Here is a 20,193-nt window from a genome sequence, read left to right as displayed (position 1 = left end):
TATGACAAACAAGAAAAAACTCTTAAAAGCCTTTATGGCTAAGCAGGCCAAGGGCTATACGCCTTTTTCGGCTTGGACCCATTATCCTGAAATTGACCGAAATCCTCAGGCGATCAGTCGAGTAAGTTATGACTTTGCCCGCCAATATGACTTAGATTTTATTAAAACTATGAGCAATGGCATGTACACAGTGGAAGACTATGGGGTCGACCTCGATTTTTCTGACATTGCCAAGGGCGGGGTAGCCCAGGTCAAAACCACCCCTATCCATTCCTATCAGGATTGGCGTGAGGTTCCTGATTTAGGTGTTGACCAGGCGCCGGCTTTTCAAAGAGAGTTGGAACACTTGGAGCGCTTAGTGGAGCTGACCAAGGGAGATATTCCTGTTGTAGTCACTGTCCATAGCCCCTTAACTACGGCTAATAAGCTATGTCAGGGTCAGGTTGACCAATACATTGAAGCAGATGGGGAAGGCTACCTCTTACAAGCCTTAGAACGCTTGACACGGCCGACTATTGAATTTGTTCAATTGGCGCTCTCTAAGGGGGCAGACGGGGTTTATCTGGCCAGTCAAATGGCTTCCCATGATAAGCTAAGCCCTCAAGCCTACCAAAAATATGGGGTTCCCTTTGACTTGAAAATTATTGAAGCAGCGGATGCTGCCTGGTTAAACACCATGCATATTCACGGAACTAATATTATGTTTGACCTCATTAAGGATTACCCGCTTCCAATTATTAATTGGCATATCGGTGAGTCTAAACCCGAACTAAGGGAAGGCATCCAAGAGACCGCTAAATTCATTATGGGTGGTTTACGACGGGAAGCTATTACCCAAGCGGATTGGTCAACACTGGAAGACCAGGTAGCACAAGCCAAGGCCATTAATCAAGCAGACAACCGTATACTCTTAACGCCAGGCTGTGTAATCAGACAGCCTTTTTCCAAAGAGACTTTAGCACGGCTTAGAGATTTAATCAGAAGCTAGGAGAGCTTCTTAACTTTCAAAGTCTTTAAGTTTACTTAATGAATCCAGGCCTCAATTGAATTGGGTAAAATTATTGATTAGAATGGATTAATATGAACAAAAATTTTACGTTAGATTTGGGGTAGAACTATGAATGATAATGAGAGGAGCCAGTCTATTCTTCAGGACCAGCAATCCAAGGAGAAACTCAATGAAGGTTCGGCTTGGATGTCAATTGCAAGTGTGGTCTCTAGAATTCTTGGCGTCTTATATATAATTCCCTGGATGCATTGGATTGGAGACCCACAAGTTGGTACCGAAGCCAATGCCCTCTATGGGATTGGTTATAATTATTACTCAATATTCTTAGCCGTAGCTATCGCCGGGGTGCCAGCCGCGATCTCTAAGCAAATGACCAACTATATGGCTAGGGGCCAATACCAAACCAGCAAGCGACTCTTTAAAAGTGGGACTATCATGATGTTAGCAACCGGGATTGTAAGTGCCCTGGCGCTTTATTTCCTGGCTCCCTTTCTAGCCCAGGGAAAGCCGGCGCGAAACGTAGAAGATGTTATCTTAGTCATCCGCTCCTTAGTGCCTGCCTTGACCTTGATTCCCTTGCTATCGATTTTGCGGGGTTATTTTCAGGCCTACTTAGAAATGAAGCCCAGTGCGATTTCCCAGGTTACTGAGCAGTTTGCCCGCGTCATTTATATGTTGGCGACGGTTTATCTGATTCGTGTGGTCATGGATGGCAGTGTCGCTAAGGCGGTCAGTCACTCCACCTTTGCTGCCTTTATTGGCGCAGTCATGGCGATTATGACTTTAGCCTTTTATTACTTCAAAAACCGAGGCAAATATGCGCTTCCCGCTGGCCATGTGGACAGTGATTATGTATCCACCCGGACGCTCTTATTTGAGATAGTCCGCATAGCGATTCCCTTTGTGATTACGGGCTCGATCATCGAAATGGTCAACCTCATTGATATGAATACCTTCATGCCAATCATGCAAAGGGTGAGTGACTTAGGGAAAGGACAGTTAATTTATGAATATGGGGTATTTAATGCTAATGCCCGCCGTGTGATTCAAATTATTATTTCTTTTGCCACGGCAATTTCCTCAACTACTGTTCCGGTGGTGACTGATGCTTATACTCGAGAAGTGGCTAAGTTCCAGACTCGGTCGGCTTATGATAACTACCTGAAACCCGTTTTTGACCACACCTGTGACGTGGTCTTACACAGTATCCATCTCTTCACCTTAGTGATGGTGCCAGCAGCCATTGGCCTAGCTGTTCTCGCTGCCCCAGTCTATCAATTGCTTTACGGAATAAATGACCCCTTGGGTGAATTTTACTTACAAATTTCTTGTGTGATGGCTATTCCTATGGGGCTTTTCTATGTTTTAGTGATGACCTTACAGTCTATGGACCAACAGAAAAAAGCCATCTTTGGGATTGTTTTAGGCCTAGGAATTAAATTGTTGGTCCAGTTTCCGCTCCTGGCGGTTTGTGGCAGCCAAGGGGCCATGTATGCTTCAATACTGGCCTTTATCTTTATGTGTGCCTTTTACCTAGTATGTATTCATAAGCGGATCCAGTTTAGCTTTTCTGACTTAGCTGGACGGATCTGGCCGGCCTTAAAAGTGATCTTGATTATGGGATTAATAAGTGAAGTGACTTATCAAATCCTCCATTGGATTATTCCGGAACCCAATAAGTTAGGGGCTTTCCTGATGATTATCATTGTCGCTCTACTAGGGATTTGGGCCTATTTAATTGGCCTCATCAAGTCGCAACAGCTAGAAATTATTCTTGGACAAGATAAAACGCAAAAATTACGTCAGTTTCTACATTTATAGGATGAGAAAAAAGGCTCTGATACTGGTCAGGGCCTTTTGTCATTAAGGAAAATTTTTAACTATGGGTAAGCGGTGGTAGAGTCTGGTCAGGCTATAGAGGTCCTTGACCAAGCTGTACGTTAAGGCGGTAGCTGACATCCGCCATTGCCAGTTGCCTCCTAAGGTGGAGGGGATATTTATCCGGGCCTGGTCATCAAGATTTAAGAGGTCTTGCATGGTATAGATGACTGTTTGACTGCAAGAGGCGGCTAGGCTTCGGTTTAACATTTCTGCGACACTCTCCGCTTTCTGACGCCCACAATAGGCATCAATATAGTAGCGGCTGGCAGCGTCTTGGCCTAAATACCAGCCCAGGGCAGTTTGGTTGTCATGGGTCCCGACATAGGCAACGGAATTTTTATTGAAATTGTGGGGGAGGTCAGAAGAATCTTCACCAGAAAAGCCAAATTGCATCACATGCATACCGGGAAAACCGGTGACTTCTAGTAAATCAGCAACTTCCTGGGTCAGAAAGCCCAAGTTTTCTGCGATAATGTTGACAGATCCTAGGGCTTCCTTGATGGCTAGGAACAAGTCAAGGCCTGGGCCTTTGACCCATTTGCCACTGGCTGCAGTTGGAGCGCTAGCTGGTATCTCCCAATAGGCTTCAAAGCCCCGAAAATGATCAATTCTTACCATGTCATAGAGATTAAGGCTGGCTTGGATCCGTTTAATCCACCACTGATAATTGTCCTTAGCCATTGTCTCCCAATCATAGATCGGATTTCCCCATAATTGTCCATCAGAAGAAAAGGCGTCTGGAGGACAACCCGCGACTACTTGGGGCTGTCCACTTTGGTTAAGCTTGAAATAACGAGGCGTTTGCCACACCTCCACACTATCACTAGCCACATAAATGGGAATATCCCCAATTAGGTAAATGCCTTTTTGATTGGCGTAGTCCTTGAGGGCAAACCATTGCTTAAAGAAGAAATATTGACTGACATAGTGATAATTGAGGCTATTTTTTTCTTGGACTAGGATTGCCTCTACGGCCTCTTCATCTTTTAAACGGATGGCTTCAGGCCAGTCGCTAATTGGGCTTAGGTCATAATATTCTTTTACCGCCATAAATTCAGCGAAGGGCTGCAGCCAGTCCTGATTATCTTGGACAAAGGTCTGGTAATCAGGATCGCTGTCGGCTTGCTTAAGAAAGCTAGCGACGGCCTTTTCTAGGATGGGGCGTTTATGATAAAAGACTTTGGCATAGTCAATCTGTTCGGGATTATTGCCCCAGTCGACGCCTTGATAGTCGTCGGCTTCAATTAAACCCCAATCGACTAGTGTTTTTAAGTCAATGAAATTGGTGTTACCGGCAAAGGCAGAAAAGGATTGGTAGGGGGAATCTCCATAGCTGGTTGGGCCTAGCGGCAGGATTTGCCAATAGCTTTGCCCGGCTGCGGCTAAGAAGTCCACAAATTGATAGGCGGACTTTCCTAAGCTGCCAATGCCTTCTGCGTTAGCCAAGGAAGATATGGGTAAGAGCACACCGCTTGCACGTGTCATAGGCTTTTTCTCCTTTAATCAAGATTAAACATATTATAGCAAAAAGGTAGAAAAGAATGACTTTTTCCTTTGCTTTAAGCAAAGATTGCCTTCTTTAGGAGACCAGGATGCTCTAGATTAAGGAATAGTGATCAAGCTTGTTCTTGAATATAATTTAGTTAAAGAGAAAGAAATGTTTACTCCCTTAGCCAAGACAAAGGCTCTTGTGCTATAATGTAGCCAATTGGAGGGATGTAGAAGATGACGATTAATTGGCAAGAAGAAGTTGCTAAAGTAAAAGACGACTATCTTAACGATTTATATACTTTACTGAGAATTCCTAGCTACCGTGAAGACGATAAGGCGACGGAAGAAGTACCGCTAGGCCCTGGTCCCAAGGCAGCCTTAGATGCTTTCTTAGCTATGGTTGACCGTGACGGTTTTACCAGTAAGAATGTGGCTAACATGGCAGGGCGCTTTGAATTTGGCCAAGGCGATGAAATTTTGGGGATTATTGGCCACCTCGATGTGGTTCCTGTCGACGATTCTTGGGAAACTGATCCTTTTGAACCAACCCTCATTGATGGTAAACTCTATGCCCGCGGGGTAAGCGATGACAAGGGCCCAATGCTAGCAGCCTACTACGCCTTAAAAATTATCCGTGACTTAGATTTACCTGTATCGAAGAAAGTTCACTTTATTGTCGGAACGGATGAAGAAAGTGAATGGAAGGGCTTGACCCGTTACCTGGAAACCGAACCCCTACCTGACTTTGGCTTTTCACCAGATGCTGAATTTCCGATTATTAATGGGGAAAAAGGAATGTATTCCATTACCTTGAAATTCCCTGCCTTAGAAGGGGCGATTGAGTCCTTTGAATCTGGTATTCGGGAAAATATGGTCCCAGGGGATGCCGATGCGGTCATCAAGGGCTTTGACCTTGAAGACGTCCAAGCAGCTGCTGAAGAATTCCAAGCTAAACAACCGGTTAGCTTGACAGTGGAAGCTAGCGCTGATAATAAGATCCACCTCCACCTACATGGTCGGGTATCACATGGGGCCTTCCCTGAAGCTGGAGAGAATGCGGCGACTTACCTGGCTCTATTCTTAAAGAACCTATCCAGTGATTTAGAAGGCAATTCCTATATTAGCTTCATTGCTAACCTCTTGCACCAAGACTTCAAGGGGCAAAAGACCGGGATTGACCATCATGATGAAGTGATGGGAGACTTATCTTTAAATCCAGGTGTCTTTGGTGCCAAGGATGGTCAACAATTTGTGACCTTGAATATCCGTTTCCCTCAAGGGCAAAGTTTTGAACAATTGGATAAATCCTTTAGTCAATTAGGTGACCAATTTGGCTTCGCTCAAGAAACTGGGACTTCTAACAAAGTGCCTCACTATGTTCCTGGGGATGACCCACTTGTTGAAACCCTCTTAGAGGTTTATGAAGAACATACTGGTATGGAAGGCCATGAAGTTGTTATTGGCGGGGGAACTTACGGCCGTTTAATGGAACGGGGCGTTGCCTTTGGGGCTGAATTCCCAGATGAAGTGTCTACTATGCATGAGCCTAATGAAGTTCAACGCGTTGATCGTCTCCTCTTAACCATGGCGATTTATGCGGATGCGATTTACCGCTTGATCAAGTAATATGCTGACTTCCAAAAATAACCCAAAAATTAAGGATGCCAAAAAATTATTAAGTCGGCGGGGACGGGAAAAGGCTGGTCAATATCTTATTGAAGGCCCCCATCTTTTAGAGGCTGCCTTAGAGGCGGGGGCAGACTTGGCTGAAGTCTTTCTTACTCCCAAACATGAATCTGACTTTAAGCTGGCTAATCAAACCCTGATCAGTCCTGAAATTGCCCAAGAACTATCTGATACTCAAAGGGATCAAGGGGTCTTTGCGGTGGTCAATCGAGACCGAAAAGCCTCTTTAAAACCGGCTTCCCCTGCAGTTCTCTTACTGGATGGGGTTCAAGACCCAGGGAACCTGGGAACCTTGATCCGATCGGCAGATGCCTTTAATTATCAAGATATCTACCTAGGTAAGGGTACCGTTGATCCTTATAGCCCTAAGGTGGTTCGTTCTATGCAGGGCAGTCAATTCCATGTTCGCCTCCACCAAGTGGTTTTAGAAGAAGCCATGGCCAGTTTGAGGGCAGCAGGCTATTGTTTAGCAGCGACCGAATTAAATGACCAAGCCCAAGCTTTAGAAACTTATAACTTGAAAAAACACGAAAGATGGGGCATTATTTTAGGTAACGAAGGAAATGGTGTTCGACCGGAAATCATTGCAGCGAGTGATATTAGTCTCTATATTACCATGCTGGGTCAGGCGGAATCATTGAATGTCGCCATTGCCGGCTCGATCGCTATGCACCACTTTCTTCCTAATTGATCAGTAGGCTCTACAAAAGAAAGGACATGAACTTATTGACAGAAACTAATTACCCTTGGGAAAATGACCGTGACTATTTGGCCTTAATCGATGATATTAAAGACCATGAATTTATTACCGATTTAGGTCTGTTTCGCCAACATATTTATGGGAATCGTTTAGTTCATTCTTATTCTGTCAGTTATTATAGTTATAAAATTGCTAAGCGTTTAAACTTAGACTATCGTTCAGTCGCTCGTGCGGGTTTAATGCATGATCTTTTCTACTATGACACGAAAGAAATGACATTCTCAAAAGGCAATCATTTCACCAATCACCCTTATATTGCACTAAAAAATGCAGAAGTCTTAACCGACTTAAACGAAGTTGAACATGATATTATCATTAAACACATGTGGTTGGCTACTTGGCAACTTCCTGCTTACCCAGAGTCATTTGTGGTGACTTTTGTGGATAAATACTTAGCATCGACAGAATATTTAAGACCTGCCTCTAAGATATGGCGGGATAATTGCCAAACTTTCTGTAGTCAACGCATCCTTAATCCTCTAAACCAAACCATTAATGAGCGTTTGCTGACGCCATTTAATCGGCTGAGGAGAAAATATTTTCCAAACTTAGCAGAAAGTAATAATAAGAAAAATTAACTTTATAAAGAAAGGAAGTGACCGCTTGAGTGAACAGCACATTCCTTCTCTGTGTCGCAAATTTGAGCAAGGTTTCCAATTATTAGGAAAGAAATGGAATGGTTTAATCATTCAAAGCTTACTCAAAGGCCCACTTCGTTTTTCTGAATTACGTGACCATATTGATGGGATTTCCGACCGGGTACTGACCGAACGACTAAGAGAACTGACCTGCCTAGGAATCCTTGAGCGGGTGACACAATGTAGTGATTGCCACAAATATACTTACTATGCCCTAACTCAAAAAGGCCAAGATCTTGAAACCGTCTTAACCTCATTACACTCTTGGTCTGACGAATGGATAGAACTAGATAAGTAAAGAGTGTGACAAGCGCAAAAAGAGGAGAGACCATTGGAAGAAGTACGCAGTAAATCCTCAAAGAGGATTTGCAAGTACTTCTGAAATGGAGCTCACCTCGCGCTTGGAACACGTTTAAGAGAAAGTGTGACGGGTGCGCAAAAGATCGATTTGCGCTTGGAACACATTTTGAAAAGGGACTGGTGTTTACGCGCCAGTCTTTTTTACCTCGGCTAGATTACTTGTTGACGAAAATGACTTTAACGGCTACAATTATCCTTAATGAATACGTTGATAGAAGACGGTTCCTTATCATAGCCTGTAACAGGAAGAGAAATCACCGATTGAGAGTTTCTTACAGGTAAGCGAGGAATTTTTCACTTCTGGAGTAGGTACCGGGCGACAGCAGTCAAAAGGTATCACGACTGGGCTCGTTATCGCCTGAAATGAAGGGTTTATTCGTTTGTTTAATCAAACTGAATAAAAACTAGGGTGGTACCGCGGTCTCTCGTCCCTATTGGGAATGAGAGACTTTTTTTGTGGAAAAATTCTCACATAATCGTTATAAAAAGGAGTTTAAGCATGGATATAATTAGCAATTTACAAGCAATTGAAGGGCAAATCGCTGAAGAAATTCAAAGCATTTCTAGCCTTGATGATGTGCAAGCTATTCGCGTGAAGTACCTAGGGAAAAAGGGGCCAATCACCGAAGCTTTGCGGCACATGAAGGATATTGACCCTAGTGAACGCCCTAAAGTAGGGGCCTATGCCAATGAATTAAAAAATAAAGTGGCTAAAGAACTCGACCAAAAACAAGCTGTTTTAGAAGAAGAAGCCCTTAACCAAAAATTAATGGCGGAAACCATTGACGTGACCCTGCCTGGTAAGCAACAAAAATTAGGTAGTCAACATGTGATTAGTCAAGTCATGGAAGAAATTGAAGACCTCTTCTTAGACCTTGGTTATATCATTGTCGAAGGGCCAGAAATCGAATCGGACTATTACAACTTTAAACGGATGAATTTACCCGAAGACCATCCGGCTCGGGATATGCAAGATACCTTCTATATTGAAGAAAATAAGGTACTTTTACGGACCCACACTTCGCCAGTTCAAGCCCATGCCATGGATCAACATGATTTTTCCAAAGGGCCTTTGCAAATGATTAGTCCAGGTAAGGTTTACCGCCGGGACTCCGATGACGCGACCCACTCCCACCAATTCCACCAAATTGAGGGGCTAGTCGTTGATAAAAATATCGGCCTCTCAGACTTGAAGGGGACACTAGAACTCTTTGCCCGCCATCTCTTTGGAGGCGACCGCCAAGTGCGTCTACGTCCATCCTACTTCCCATTTACTGAACCATCTGTTGAAATTGACATCTCTTGTTTCAAGTGTGGTGGCCAAGGCTGCAACATCTGTAAGAAAACTGGCTGGATTGAAATTCTCGGTGGGGGTATGGTCCATCCTAATGTCTTAGAAATGTCAGGGATTGATAGTGAAGAATACAGTGGCTTTGCCTTTGGCCTGGGACCAGACCGGGTAGCCATGTTGAAATACGGTATTGAAGATATCCGTCATTTCTACCAAAATGATCTCCGCTTTATTCATCAATTTCAAGAAAGAGGGTAATGACTGACATGTTAGCATCACGTAATTGGTTAAATGAATTTGTAGATATTGAAGATATTCAAGATGAAGCTTTAGCAGAAGACTTATCACGGACCGGACTGGAAGTCGATGGCTTGAACCAAGACTTTTCCGGCTTGAAGAAAATTGTAGTTGGAAAGACCTTATCTGTGGAAAAACATCCGAATGCGGACAGCTTGCATGTTTGCCAAGTGGATGTCGGCCAAGAAGAGCCCTTACAAATTGTCTGTGGCGCCCCTAATGTGGCTGCGGGTCAAAAGGTTATTGTTGCTTTACATGGGGCCCGCGTTTCTGGCAACCAAAAGATTAAGAAGGGAAAATTGCGCGGACAAGAGTCCAATGGGATGCTCTGTTCTTTACAAGAGCTTGGCTTTAGCGAAAATGTGATTCCTAAAGAATTTGCTAATGGGATTATGATCTTACCGGAAGACGCTCCCGTAGGCCAAGATATTAAAGACTACTTACACTTAGAAGATACGGTCTTAGACCTCGATATCACTCCTAACCGGGCCGATGCCCTATCCATGCGGGGGGTCGCTTATGAATTAAGTGCCATCTATGACCGTCCTATTGACATCAACACTTATGATGACCAAGCCTTTGAAGCGGGAAGTGATTTAAGTGGTGAGGTCACTGTTGAAATTTCTGATAGTGATCTCTTCCCTCACTACACTGCTCATTTGGTTAAGGATGTTAAAATTCAAGCCAGCCCGATTGATGTACAAATCCGCCTGATGAAAGAAGGTATCCGTCCGATTAATAATGTGGTTGACGCGACCAACTATGTCTTATTGGAATACGGCCAACCCCTTCATGCCTTTGACTATGATAAGTTGCAATCTAAAACCATTGCTCCTCGACTAGCTAAAACCGGGGAAAAATTAGTGACCTTAGACGGTGTGGAAAGAGACTTAACGGATGATGACTTAGTCATCACTGATGGCCAAGAGCCAATTGCCCTAGCTGGAGTGATGGGGGGCTTGTCTACTGAGATTGATGACAATACCACCAATGTTTTGATTGAATCAGCCATGTTTAACTCTTCCCATATCCGCCGCACAGCTAGACGCTTAGCCCTTAGAAGTGAGTCGAGTTTGAGAAATGAACGCGGCTTAAATATCGCCACTATCGATGAAGCCGGCGCCTATGCGGCCCAATTGATGGAAGAGTGGGCTGGCGGACAAGCAGTTAAGGGCCGCGCTTGGGTATCTCACCTTGACGTTAAAAATAAAGAAGTAACGACTAATTTAGCTTATATTACCAGTCTCCTAGGTATGGAAATCAGTTTTGAAGAGGTCAAAGCATCCTTTAGACGGTTGGGTTTTCCAGTTAAAGGTGACGCTGATGAATTTACCGTGTCCGTGCCTACTCGACGTTGGGATATTTCCATTCCAGCTGACCTAGTGGAAGAAGTCGCCCGTATCTATGGTTACGATAAGATCCCTTCCCGGATTTCACCAGTCCAACCCGTCAATATTGGATTAAACGACTGGCAAAAATTTGAACGTCAAAGCCATCGGACTATGGAAGCGCTAGGCTTTGACCAAGTGATTTCTTACAGTTTAACCAGTGAGAAGAAACTTGATGTCTTACAAGCCCAAGCTCATGAAGCCGTAGCCTTGGACTTCCCAATGAGTGACGAACGCCGTTACATGCGGACTAACTTACTGACCAGTTTATTAGATATTGCCCAATACAACCTAGCTCGTAAGGTGAAGGACGTCCAAATCTATGAAATCGGCCGGGTTTTCTATGATGACGAGTTAGAAGATGATCTTCCTCGTGAAGAAAGCCATCTAGCAGCCTTATGGACGGGTGATGTTGAAGGAGATAGCTGGCAAGGGAAGGCCCAAGCGGTTGACTTTTATGATATGAAGGGGGCAGTGGAATCGCTACTGGCTTCTTACAATTTAGCCGGGCAAATTCGCTACCTACAAAGCACTGATCTACCGGATACCCATCCTGGTCGGACAGCCCTTGTACAAGTGGAGGACCAAGGAGAATGGCTAACCATTGGTTACTTAGCTCAACTCCACCCTCAAATTACTAAGGACTATGACCTCAATAACCAAAGTTTCGTGGCTGAGTTTAACTTACAAGCCATCTATGACTTGCCTGAACACCAGGTCATCCAAGAACCCCTGGCAAAATATCCAAGCATTAGCCGCGATATCGCCATGATTGTGGCTGAAGAAGTGAGCCATGCTGAAATTGTAGCTACTATTCAAGCCGCAGCGAATAGCTACCTGGTTAATGTTAAACTCTTTGATATTTACCGTGGTGAACATATCCAAGACGGGCGAAAATCGGTAGCTTATCAACTCACTTATCTGAACCCAGAAGCGACTTTGGTAGATGAAGAAGTCAATGAAGACTTTGCTAAGGTCAAAGCAGCCCTTGCTCATGAATTACAAGCAAAAATTCGGGATTAAGATTCAATCAGTTAGCTGCTAAGCAAGTGCCAAGTGTGTGGCAGTTAAGCTGACATTAGTAATAAAGACTATCTTTAAAGAACCTTGATAAGTCAAGGTTCTTTTTTTGTGAAGAGATTTAAATTTAAAACGATGTCAAAAATCATTACAAAAAACCATTGCTATTTATCGGACTTTTCGCTAATCTAGTAAGGTAAAAACTTTTAATTGATAAAAAGGAGCTGACTTCAGTGACTGAACAACTGATTAATTTTCTGACACCAATCAGCAATGTCCTTTATTACCCGATTTTAATTGTCTTGCTTTTGGGAATTGGTCTTTATTTTACCTTCCGCACTAAGGGGGTTCAAATTAGAGACTTTAAGGAAGCAATTGGGGTAATTATGGAAAAACCCGAAAAAGAAGATTCGGTTTCCTCATTCCAGGCCTTAATGGTTTCAACGGCTTCACGGGTGGGGACTGGGAATATTGTCGGTGTCTCAACAGCGATTTGTTTGGGCGGCTATGGGGCGGTCTTTTGGATGTGGCTAGTGGCTATTATTGGTGGTTCTTCGGCCTTTATTGAATCTACCCTAGCTCAAATTTACAAGAAGAAGACGCCAACTGGGGATTCTTATGGGGGCCCCTCCCATTACATTGAAACGGCCCTCCATAATCGGGGCTTAGGCATTATCTTTTCCGTGTTTTTAATTTTGACTTACGCAGTGGGTTTCAATATGCTGGCTGCCTATAATTTACAAGACTCCTTTCAAGTCTATGACTTCTATCATGCTCAATGGACGCCTTTAATTGTTGGTGGGGTCTTGGCTTTGGTGACCGGCTATTGTATCTTGGGTGGAGGCAAACGGATTATTTCCTTCACTAGTTTTTTAGTTCCCTTTATGGGGACCATTTATGTTGGGGTCGCTTTGATTATGATCCTCTTTAACTTGAATTACCTGCCCACCATCTTTACTTTAATTTTTAAGGATGCCTTTAACTTCAAGGCCATCTTTTCAGGGATTGCTGGGTCTAGTATGATGTATGGAATCAAACGTGGTCTCTTTTCTAATGAGGCAGGGATCGGTTCAGCCCCTAATGCAGCGGCCTCAGCCCATGTGTCCCATCCGGTTAAACAAGGGCTGGTACAAATGATTTCGGTCTTTATTGATACCTTGTTAATTTGTTCAGCAACCGCCTTCATGTGTTTAAGTTCAGGAATAACTCCTGCAGAAGAATTATCTGGAGCGGCTTACGTCCAAGCTTCCCTTGCTACCGTCTTTGGAAACTTTGGAAACATCTTTATTACGGTGTCACTCATGCTTTTTGGCTTTACAACTCTAATTGGGAACTTATATTACGTGGATAATAATATTGCTTATATCTTTAAAGGCACGCCAAGACCTGGGATCATGCGTCTCTTTAGAATTTTTTTCATTCTGGTGGTCTTCTTAGGAGCTTTACAAGAATCGTCTTTGGCCTGGATGACTGCAGATATTCTAATGGCCCTGATGGCTTTAATTAACTTACCGGCCATTTTACTTTTAAGTAAGCAGGCTATAGCGGCTTTAAATGATTACCATAAGCAAAGAAAGGCGGGTAAAAATCCAGTCTTTAGAGCCAAGGATATTGGTCTTGATCCACAAAAATTGGATTTCTGGCAATAATCTAGAAATAAGAGAAGGGAGCGCCTTAGTGCTGGCCTAGTCTTAAAGGACGGCCTAGACTAAGAGGCGCTCTTTTCTTTGTACTGTTTGCATATGATTATTAGAAACGCTCATTTTATGGTAAACTAAAATTAGAATCTAATAATTTATGGAGGTAGAGAAATGGCTTTATTTGATGAATTAAAAGCAAAAATTAAAGGGAAACAAACACGTATCGTTTTTCCAGAAGCTACTGATGAACGGATTCAAGGGGCTGCAGCTCGCTTAAAAGCTGATGACCTCTTAGTTCCTATTTTAGTGGGTAACCCTGATGAAATTCATTCTCAAGCTAAAGACCGCGGCATTGATTTATCTGGAATTGAAATCGTAGATCCTGATAACTATGATGCTTATGAAGAAATGGTCCAAGCTTTTGTTGAACGTCGTAAAGGCAAGGCCACTGAAGAACAAGCACGTGAAATGCTTAAAGACGTCAACTACTTTGGTACCATGTTAGTTTACATGGGTAAAAGTGACGGTTTAGTTTCAGGGGCTGCCCATGCAACTGGTGATACCGTACGTCCTGCTTTACAAATCATCAAGACTAAGGCCGGGGTAAAAAACGTCTCTGGTGCTTTCCTATTGACCCGTCCAAAAGAAGATGGCAGTGAAGAAAAATACATGATGGGGGACTGTGCCATCACCATTAGTCCAGACGCTGAAACCTTAGCGGAAATTGGACTAGTGACAGGGGAAACCGCTAAATTATTTGATGTGGAACCGGATATTGCCTTCTTGTCATTCTCAACTAAAGGTTCAGCTTCTTCTCCAGAACAAGAAAAAGCTGCCCAAGCTACGAAGATTGCTCAAGAAAATGCACCGGAAGACTTTAACGTTGACGGTGAATTACAATTTGACGCGGCTCTGGTTCCAGCTGTTGGGGAAAAGAAAGCCCCTGGTTCAAAAGTAGCTGGTCATGCTAAAGTGCTTATTTTCCCAGAAATTCAATCCGGGAATATTGGCTACAAGATTGCTCAACGCCTCGGTGGCTTTGAAGCGATTGGACCTATCCTACAAGGAATGGCTAAACCAGTAAATGACTTATCACGCGGCTGTAACGAAGAAGATGCCTACAAGTTAGCTATCGTTACTGCCTTACAAGCAGGCTTAAACGAAAACTAAGACTAAGAAGAGATCACGATAAATATGAGCCCTTGCCCCAAGGTAAGGGCTTTTTATAACTATAGGGTTAAGGAAGCTTAAAAAAGTGCTATTGGCTGACTTTTTGCTATAATGATTATCAGAAAAGAGGAAAACTATGCGACGATTTAAGAAATTTTTAGGGGTCCTAGTGATCATCTTAGGACTATTAGCCGCTGCCTTTATTGGCGGTCACTATCTCGGTAAGCAGGATAGCCAAACAGAAATTACTTCGGAATTAGTGGGTAACCGCCTAGAACAAGCTAAGGAGTTAACCACAACCAAATATTTCTACACCAATACGGCATCCTTTGAAAATCAAAGAAAATTCTATAACTGGAAGCTACCTTTTACCACGAAAAAATTTATTGTTTCCTATGACGGGGTGATCCATGTCGGAATCGATCTCAGCGCTATTGATGTCAAGGTTCAAGACCAAACTATTGATGTCACATTGCCTGAGGTGAAGATTCTCTCTCATGATATCGATAGCGATTCGGTCAAGGTCTTTGATGAAGAAGCCTCGATCTTCAATAAAATGACAGTAGATGACTATGCTAATTTCACCAATGAACAAAAGAAAGCCTCGGAAGAAGAAGCCAAAGACAAGGGCCTATTGGAAGCTGCCAAGCAAAATACCGAAAGGACCATTAAAGAAATATTAAATATGGATCCTACCATTCAGGAAAACTATACGATCAATGTTCATTAAAGACTGATGAAAAATCCAAGTGTTGTTTTTACAAGCCTTGGATTTTTTTACTTTATAGGGAGCATTTTTTCAGATCATTCAATTCAGATAAGGAGATTTGCAGACTCGGCCAGGCTTGTCTATACTAAAGCAAGAGGACAAAAATTTGGATAAAGGGGAAAATTATTTATGGAAATTAGACAGTTAAAAGTATCGGATACCCAGGCCAGCTACCAGGTGATTAAGGTGATTTTAGAGCACTTAGATGAACCTTTAATTAATGAATATGGTTGGGAGACTAGTGGCAAAATTATCGCTCAAGCCATGAAGAAACCCTATTACCGTTACGGATACGCTCACGGCTATGGGGTCTTTGAAGCCGACCAATTAGTCGCTGTAGCTTATGCTTATCCAGGCGTCTTGGATCCTATTATTGAGAGCCCCCTGGAAACCACCATGCTGGAAATGGGCTACTCCCTTGATCAAATCCCCAGAAGCTATGCTGAAACAGAAGCCTTAGTGGATGAATTCTACCTGGATTCCTTAGCGACCAAGCAGGGAGAAGAGGGCAAGGGCTATGCCCGTCGATTAATCGCCCATCTAGGCCAAGTCGGCCGTGAAAAAAATTACCACAAGCTTTCCTTAAATGTGGACTTCCATAACCAACGCGCCCTGACGCTTTACCAACGCCTAGGCTTTGAAACCATTTCGGAATTGATTATTGGGGGACATCCGCATTATCATATGATTAAGGCCATTTAAGTTTTCTAAGTAACTCAAATTGTACTTTAAGAAGGTAAATAATTGAGCCAGGGGCTGTGATTCGTTATAATAAAATTGAATTTCAAGGAGAGTCCTTGGCATTTTTATAATAGGAAGGACTATGTCATGTTTCAAGAGCGAAAAGCGATTATTGATATTGGGTCAAACACCATCCGTCTGGTTATCTACGGGATTGATGACTGGTATAATTTTGAAGAACTTCAAAACGTCAAAGTGCCGTCACAATTGAGCCAATACCTCATTGAAAAAGATGATAAAAAATATATGAGTGATACGGGTATTCAACGCTTAATTACTGCCTTAGATGACTTTGCGACCATTATCAAAAACTTTAAAGTGGATGAAATTAAAGCCCTGGCTACGGCAGCCGTCCGGCAATCGGCTAACCAAGAAGAAATTATCGACCGTGTCAAAGAAAAAACCGGCATCACTATTGGGATTATTTCTGAGGAAGAAGAAGCTCGCTTTGGCCAGTATGCCGTCATGCATGCCATTACTATTCCTGATGCGCTTACCATTGATATCGGTGGGGGATCTTGTGAGGTAACCAAGTACCAAGACAAGGCCATGGATACCTTTCATAGCTTTCCCTTCGGTGTGGTCTATATTCGTGAACGCTTTTTTAAGAATAAGGACCATAATGATGAAGAAGCTATTGAAGCGGCGAGGGATTATATCCGCAGTCAATTTAAGCAAGAACCCTGGATCAAGAAGGCTAAGTTGCCTTTAATTGGGATTGGAGGCTCAGTACGTAATGTGGCCGAAATGCATCAGCGTATGCATAATTATCCGATTGCGGGGCTCCATGGTTATCAGATGACTTTAGATGATTTAGAAGAAACCTTGGATATGGTTTTAGACACCAAGCCTAAGGATTTGGATGATATTGAAGGTTTGAGTACTGAGCGGACGGATTTGATCGTACCAGCTTTGATTGCCTTTATTGAACTCTTCAAATTGTCGAAGGCGAAAAATTTCACAGTTTCTACCCAAGGTTTGCGGGAAGGGATTATCTTAGAGGATATTAATAAGAATTATAATACCCCGATTGATACCCAGCTTATCCGCCTGCGTTCCACCAGAAAAATTGCCCATGACCTGCCCTTTAACTCAGCGGGGACCCAGCAACACGTTGATCTTTGTTTGAGTCTTTACCAACAAATGTGTGATTTGGATCAATTTACTTTTGATGATGAAGAAAGAGAAATGATCGAATTTGCGGCCTACCTCTATCGCTTTGCTAGTTTTGTCAGTCGGGAGGCCGATTCCCAACACACCTTCTACCTGCTCTCTAACACTAATCTCCTCGGCTTTTCTCATTTGGACCGGGTACGTTTAGCGCTCTTGTCTTCCTATAAGAACCGGTCGCTCTTCCAACTTTATATGACTAATTTTAAGGATTGGTTTAGTGAGGAAGAAGAAGACCACTTAATGAAAGTGGGCGGAATGATTCGCTTTGCCCAAGCCTTAAATTACTCCAAAACTGATCCAGTCAAAAAATTACGCTTAGAACGTGATGAAGATAACAATTACTTGTTGAAAATCTATCACACAGAGCCTATAATTACCGAAAAATACCGGGCCAACCGCCATAAGAAACATCTCAGCCGGGCCTTGGATGGAAGCTTAAGTTTAGAGTTTATTCCCCTGGATAGTCTTGATGAGTAAGTGTTAAAAGTTAATTTTAATTGAATAGACTAATCCTGGCTGGCTAACCTTCTTACTGGCGTCTAATCATCGATTTGACACATAATTTCTAACTGTTTTTATCGACATTGTCGTATTACTTGTGCATTAAAATGGAGGAGAGTGCAGTATGTCAACCACTAGCAATAATCAAAAAAATACCCAATCCTTGCAGGCTGAAAACTCAGCTGCTCATTATTATTATAATCGGGAGCTGAGTTGGTTAGATTTTAACTATCGTTGCGTTGAAGAAGCCAGTGATCCCAACAATCCCTTGTTAGAACAATTAAATTTTTTAGGGATTGTCAGCTCTAACTTAGATGAGTTTATTATGGTTCGTTTTGCAGGGGTTTATAATCAATACCTTGATGGCGTTCAAGTGGCTGAAAACAAAACCCAAATGTCACCTAAGCAGTTAATGCAAGGTATTCATGACCGTAATACGCGAAATGTGGAAGCCCAATATGCCCGCTACCACGACATGGTAGAATTGTTGGATGAAAAGGGTTACCACCTTAAATCAGTAGCTGATCTCAATGAAGTTCAAAAAGCACAAGTAAAAGAGCAGTTTGAAGAACTGATTTTGCCCACCTTAACGGCTATTGGTATTGATGCCTACCGACCTTTCCCACACTTGAAAAACCATGCCTTGAATATTTTAGTGGAATTAGAGAAGGATCAGAATTCCTATATTGCTGTTGTTCCTATTCCGACCCTACTCAAGCGTTATCTCACTTTAGATGATGGTGAGGGGAAGGCCTATGTTTTAGTAGAAGATGTCGTCATCCATGGACTAAATGCACTCTTCAAGGGTTACACCATTAAACGTCGGATTCCATTTCGGATTGCCCGGAACGCTGACTTTGAATTAAATGAAGATGATGTTATGGACCTCTTGGATGTGATGGAAGACCATGTTAAAAACCGCCTACACGGGAAAACCGTTCGGATTGAATGGGATACCCGCTGGGAGAGTTCGAATGACCACAATAATGAAGATTTCTTAGCGACCGTCCAACCCTATTTGAAGGTGCCAGAAGAAGGCCTTTATCCTATTAACGGTCCCCTTGATCTGACCTTCTTATTTGACCTGGTTGATGATATTAGTGAAGACCACCCCGAATGGAAGTATCCCGATTTTGAACCGGTAGAATATCCCAACTACCACGGCGAAAACCTCTACCAACTTGTTAAAAAGGGAGACTTATTCTTCCACCATCCTTACGACTCCTTCAAACCGATCTTGTCCTTTGTCGACCATGCGGCTTCGGACCCGAAAACAGTCGCTATCAAGATGACCCTCTACCGGGTATCCAAGCATTCGCCGATCGTTAAGTCCTTGAAGAAGGCAGCGGAAAATGGCAAGGAAGTCACCGTCTTGGTGGAACTGAAAGCTCGCTTTGACGAAGAGAATAATGTCCACTGGGCTAGAGAACTCGAAGATGCCGGCTGCCATGTCCTTTATGGTTTAAGTGAACTCAAAACCCACAGTAAAATTACCCTGGTGGTGAGACGGGAAGCTGGAAAAATCCAACGTTATATCCACCTAGGAACCGGGAACTACAATGACAAAACGGCTAAACAATACACGGATATGGGGATCTTATCGACTAATGAAGCCTTAACTAGCGATGGGTCCAAGTTCTTTAACTTCCTGAGCGGCTATAGTGAAGTGCCTGATTATGAGGCCCTCCATGTTTCGCCTTTTGCCATTCGGGATTCTCTGACTGATTATATCGATGAAGAGATTGAAAATCAGAAGAAATACGGTAATGGACGTATTATTGCTAAGATGAACTCACTAACCGATAAACCCCTAATCAAAAAGCTCTATGAGGCTAGCCAGGCTGGGGTGCAAATTGATTTGATTATCCGGGGAATCTGTTGTTTACGTCCCCAAGTCGAAGGCTTATCGGAAAATATTCGGGTCCGCTCGATCGTGGGCCGTTTCTTAGAACACAGCCGGATCTATTACTTCTACCGCAATGGTCAGAAACATGTCTTCCTATCTTCTGCGGATATGATGACCAGAAATATGATCCGCCGGGTGGAAATTGAATTTCCTATTATTGATCAAGATATTGAAGCCCAAATCATTCACTTCTTAGAAGTCGAATTAGCCGATAATCAAAAAGCCAGAGAACTAGGTAGTGATGGAGTCTATCGCCATGTTAAATCCGGCGATAAGGCCATTAATTCCCAAGAACAAATGATGCAAGAAGCTGAAAGTCGGCGGAACGAAAGCGTCATGCGCATCACCCCGTCTTCACCTAATTTTTTCAGACGGATGACCCGGTTTTTAACTAACCGGCATAAAGATGATTAATAGAGATAAGTAAAAAACACTTGCCGATAATCCATGATGGTCTAGCCAGTCTGGGGCT

At 43.0% G+C, this 20,193-nt stretch carries 15 protein-coding genes; 14 read left to right on the top strand and 1 reads right to left on the bottom strand.

The features are described 5' to 3' along the window. Window position 1 precedes the first annotated feature (1 nt). Window positions 2-988 carry a uroporphyrinogen decarboxylase family protein gene (locus tag AWM73_RS06230; protein WP_060778568.1) on the top strand — a complete coding sequence of 329 codons (987 nt, stop codon included), beginning with the start codon at window positions 2-4 and terminating at the stop codon, window positions 986-988. A 129-nt stretch (window positions 989-1,117) separates the two neighbouring features. After that, window positions 1,118-2,830: a putative polysaccharide biosynthesis protein gene (locus AWM73_RS06225; RefSeq protein ID WP_060778567.1), complete on the top strand. Its 1,713-nt coding sequence runs from the start codon at window positions 1,118-1,120 to the stop codon at window positions 2,828-2,830. A gap of 42 nt (window positions 2,831-2,872) precedes the next feature. Here AWM73_RS06225 and malQ read toward each other — a convergent pair whose 3' ends face one another. Beyond that, complete coding sequence (gene malQ, locus AWM73_RS06220; RefSeq protein ID WP_060778566.1) at window positions 2,873-4,375, bottom strand: 4-alpha-glucanotransferase; 1,503 nt, start codon at window positions 4,373-4,375, stop codon at window positions 2,873-2,875. A gap of 240 nt (window positions 4,376-4,615) precedes the next feature. On the opposite strand from malQ, the gene pepV reads away from it, so the two are divergent. The 12 genes from pepV to AWM73_RS06160 all read left to right on the top strand — a co-directional run bounded on the left by pepV (window position 4,616) and on the right by AWM73_RS06160 (window position 20,135). Then, complete coding sequence (gene pepV / locus AWM73_RS06215) at window positions 4,616-6,007, top strand: dipeptidase PepV (protein ID WP_060778565.1); 1,392 nt, start codon at window positions 4,616-4,618, stop codon at window positions 6,005-6,007. A gap of 1 nt (window position 6,008) precedes the next feature. After that, window positions 6,009-6,758 (top strand): TrmH family RNA methyltransferase, encoded by a 750-nt coding sequence (locus AWM73_RS06210; protein WP_060778564.1) that lies wholly within the window; start codon window positions 6,009-6,011, stop codon window positions 6,756-6,758. Between the two features lie 26 nt (window positions 6,759-6,784). Continuing rightward, window positions 6,785-7,405, top strand: coding sequence for an HD domain-containing protein (locus tag AWM73_RS06205; RefSeq protein WP_060778563.1), 621 nt, complete (start codon window positions 6,785-6,787; stop codon window positions 7,403-7,405). A 25-nt stretch (window positions 7,406-7,430) separates the two neighbouring features. Beyond that, window positions 7,431-7,763 carry a winged helix-turn-helix transcriptional regulator gene (locus AWM73_RS06200; protein ID WP_060778562.1) on the top strand — a complete coding sequence of 111 codons (333 nt, stop codon included), beginning with the start codon at window positions 7,431-7,433 and terminating at the stop codon, window positions 7,761-7,763. 561 nt (window positions 7,764-8,324) lie between these two features. Continuing rightward, a complete protein-coding gene (gene pheS, locus AWM73_RS06195; protein WP_060778561.1) occupies window positions 8,325-9,374 on the top strand; it encodes a phenylalanine--tRNA ligase subunit alpha in 1,050 nt (349 codons plus the stop codon). Between the two features lie 8 nt (window positions 9,375-9,382). Continuing rightward, window positions 9,383-11,824, top strand: coding sequence for a phenylalanine--tRNA ligase subunit beta (pheT, locus tag AWM73_RS06190; protein ID WP_060779085.1), 2,442 nt, complete (start codon window positions 9,383-9,385; stop codon window positions 11,822-11,824). A 230-nt stretch (window positions 11,825-12,054) separates the two neighbouring features. Further along, on the top strand, window positions 12,055-13,470 hold the full coding sequence (locus tag AWM73_RS06185; RefSeq protein WP_060778560.1) for an alanine/glycine:cation symporter family protein: 1,416 nt from the start codon (window positions 12,055-12,057) through the stop codon (window positions 13,468-13,470). 162 nt (window positions 13,471-13,632) lie between these two features. Next, window positions 13,633-14,631: a phosphate acetyltransferase gene (pta, locus tag AWM73_RS06180; RefSeq protein WP_060778559.1), complete on the top strand. Its 999-nt coding sequence runs from the start codon at window positions 13,633-13,635 to the stop codon at window positions 14,629-14,631. Window positions 14,632-14,767: 136 nt separating this feature from the next. Then, window positions 14,768-15,361, top strand: coding sequence for a DUF4230 domain-containing protein (locus AWM73_RS06175; protein WP_060778558.1), 594 nt, complete (start codon window positions 14,768-14,770; stop codon window positions 15,359-15,361). A gap of 168 nt (window positions 15,362-15,529) precedes the next feature. Continuing rightward, on the top strand, window positions 15,530-16,102 hold the full coding sequence (locus AWM73_RS06170; RefSeq protein WP_060778557.1) for a GNAT family N-acetyltransferase: 573 nt from the start codon (window positions 15,530-15,532) through the stop codon (window positions 16,100-16,102). 126 nt (window positions 16,103-16,228) lie between these two features. Further along, the gene (locus AWM73_RS06165) at window positions 16,229-17,791 is read left to right on the top strand and encodes a Ppx/GppA family phosphatase (protein ID WP_060778556.1); all 1,563 of its coding nucleotides are present in this window, start codon (window positions 16,229-16,231) and stop codon (window positions 17,789-17,791) included. Between the two features lie 148 nt (window positions 17,792-17,939). Then, entirely contained in the window at window positions 17,940-20,135 is a 2,196-nt protein-coding gene (locus tag AWM73_RS06160; RefSeq protein ID WP_060778555.1) for an RNA degradosome polyphosphate kinase, read from the top strand. The last annotated feature ends 58 nt before the right edge of the window (window positions 20,136-20,193 follow it).

The organism is Aerococcus urinae, from assembly GCF_001543175.1.
Taxonomy (GTDB): domain Bacteria; phylum Bacillota; class Bacilli; order Lactobacillales; family Aerococcaceae; genus Aerococcus; species Aerococcus urinae.
Note: the sequence above shows the minus strand (reverse complement) of the source record. Positions and strands in the feature narration are given on the sequence as shown.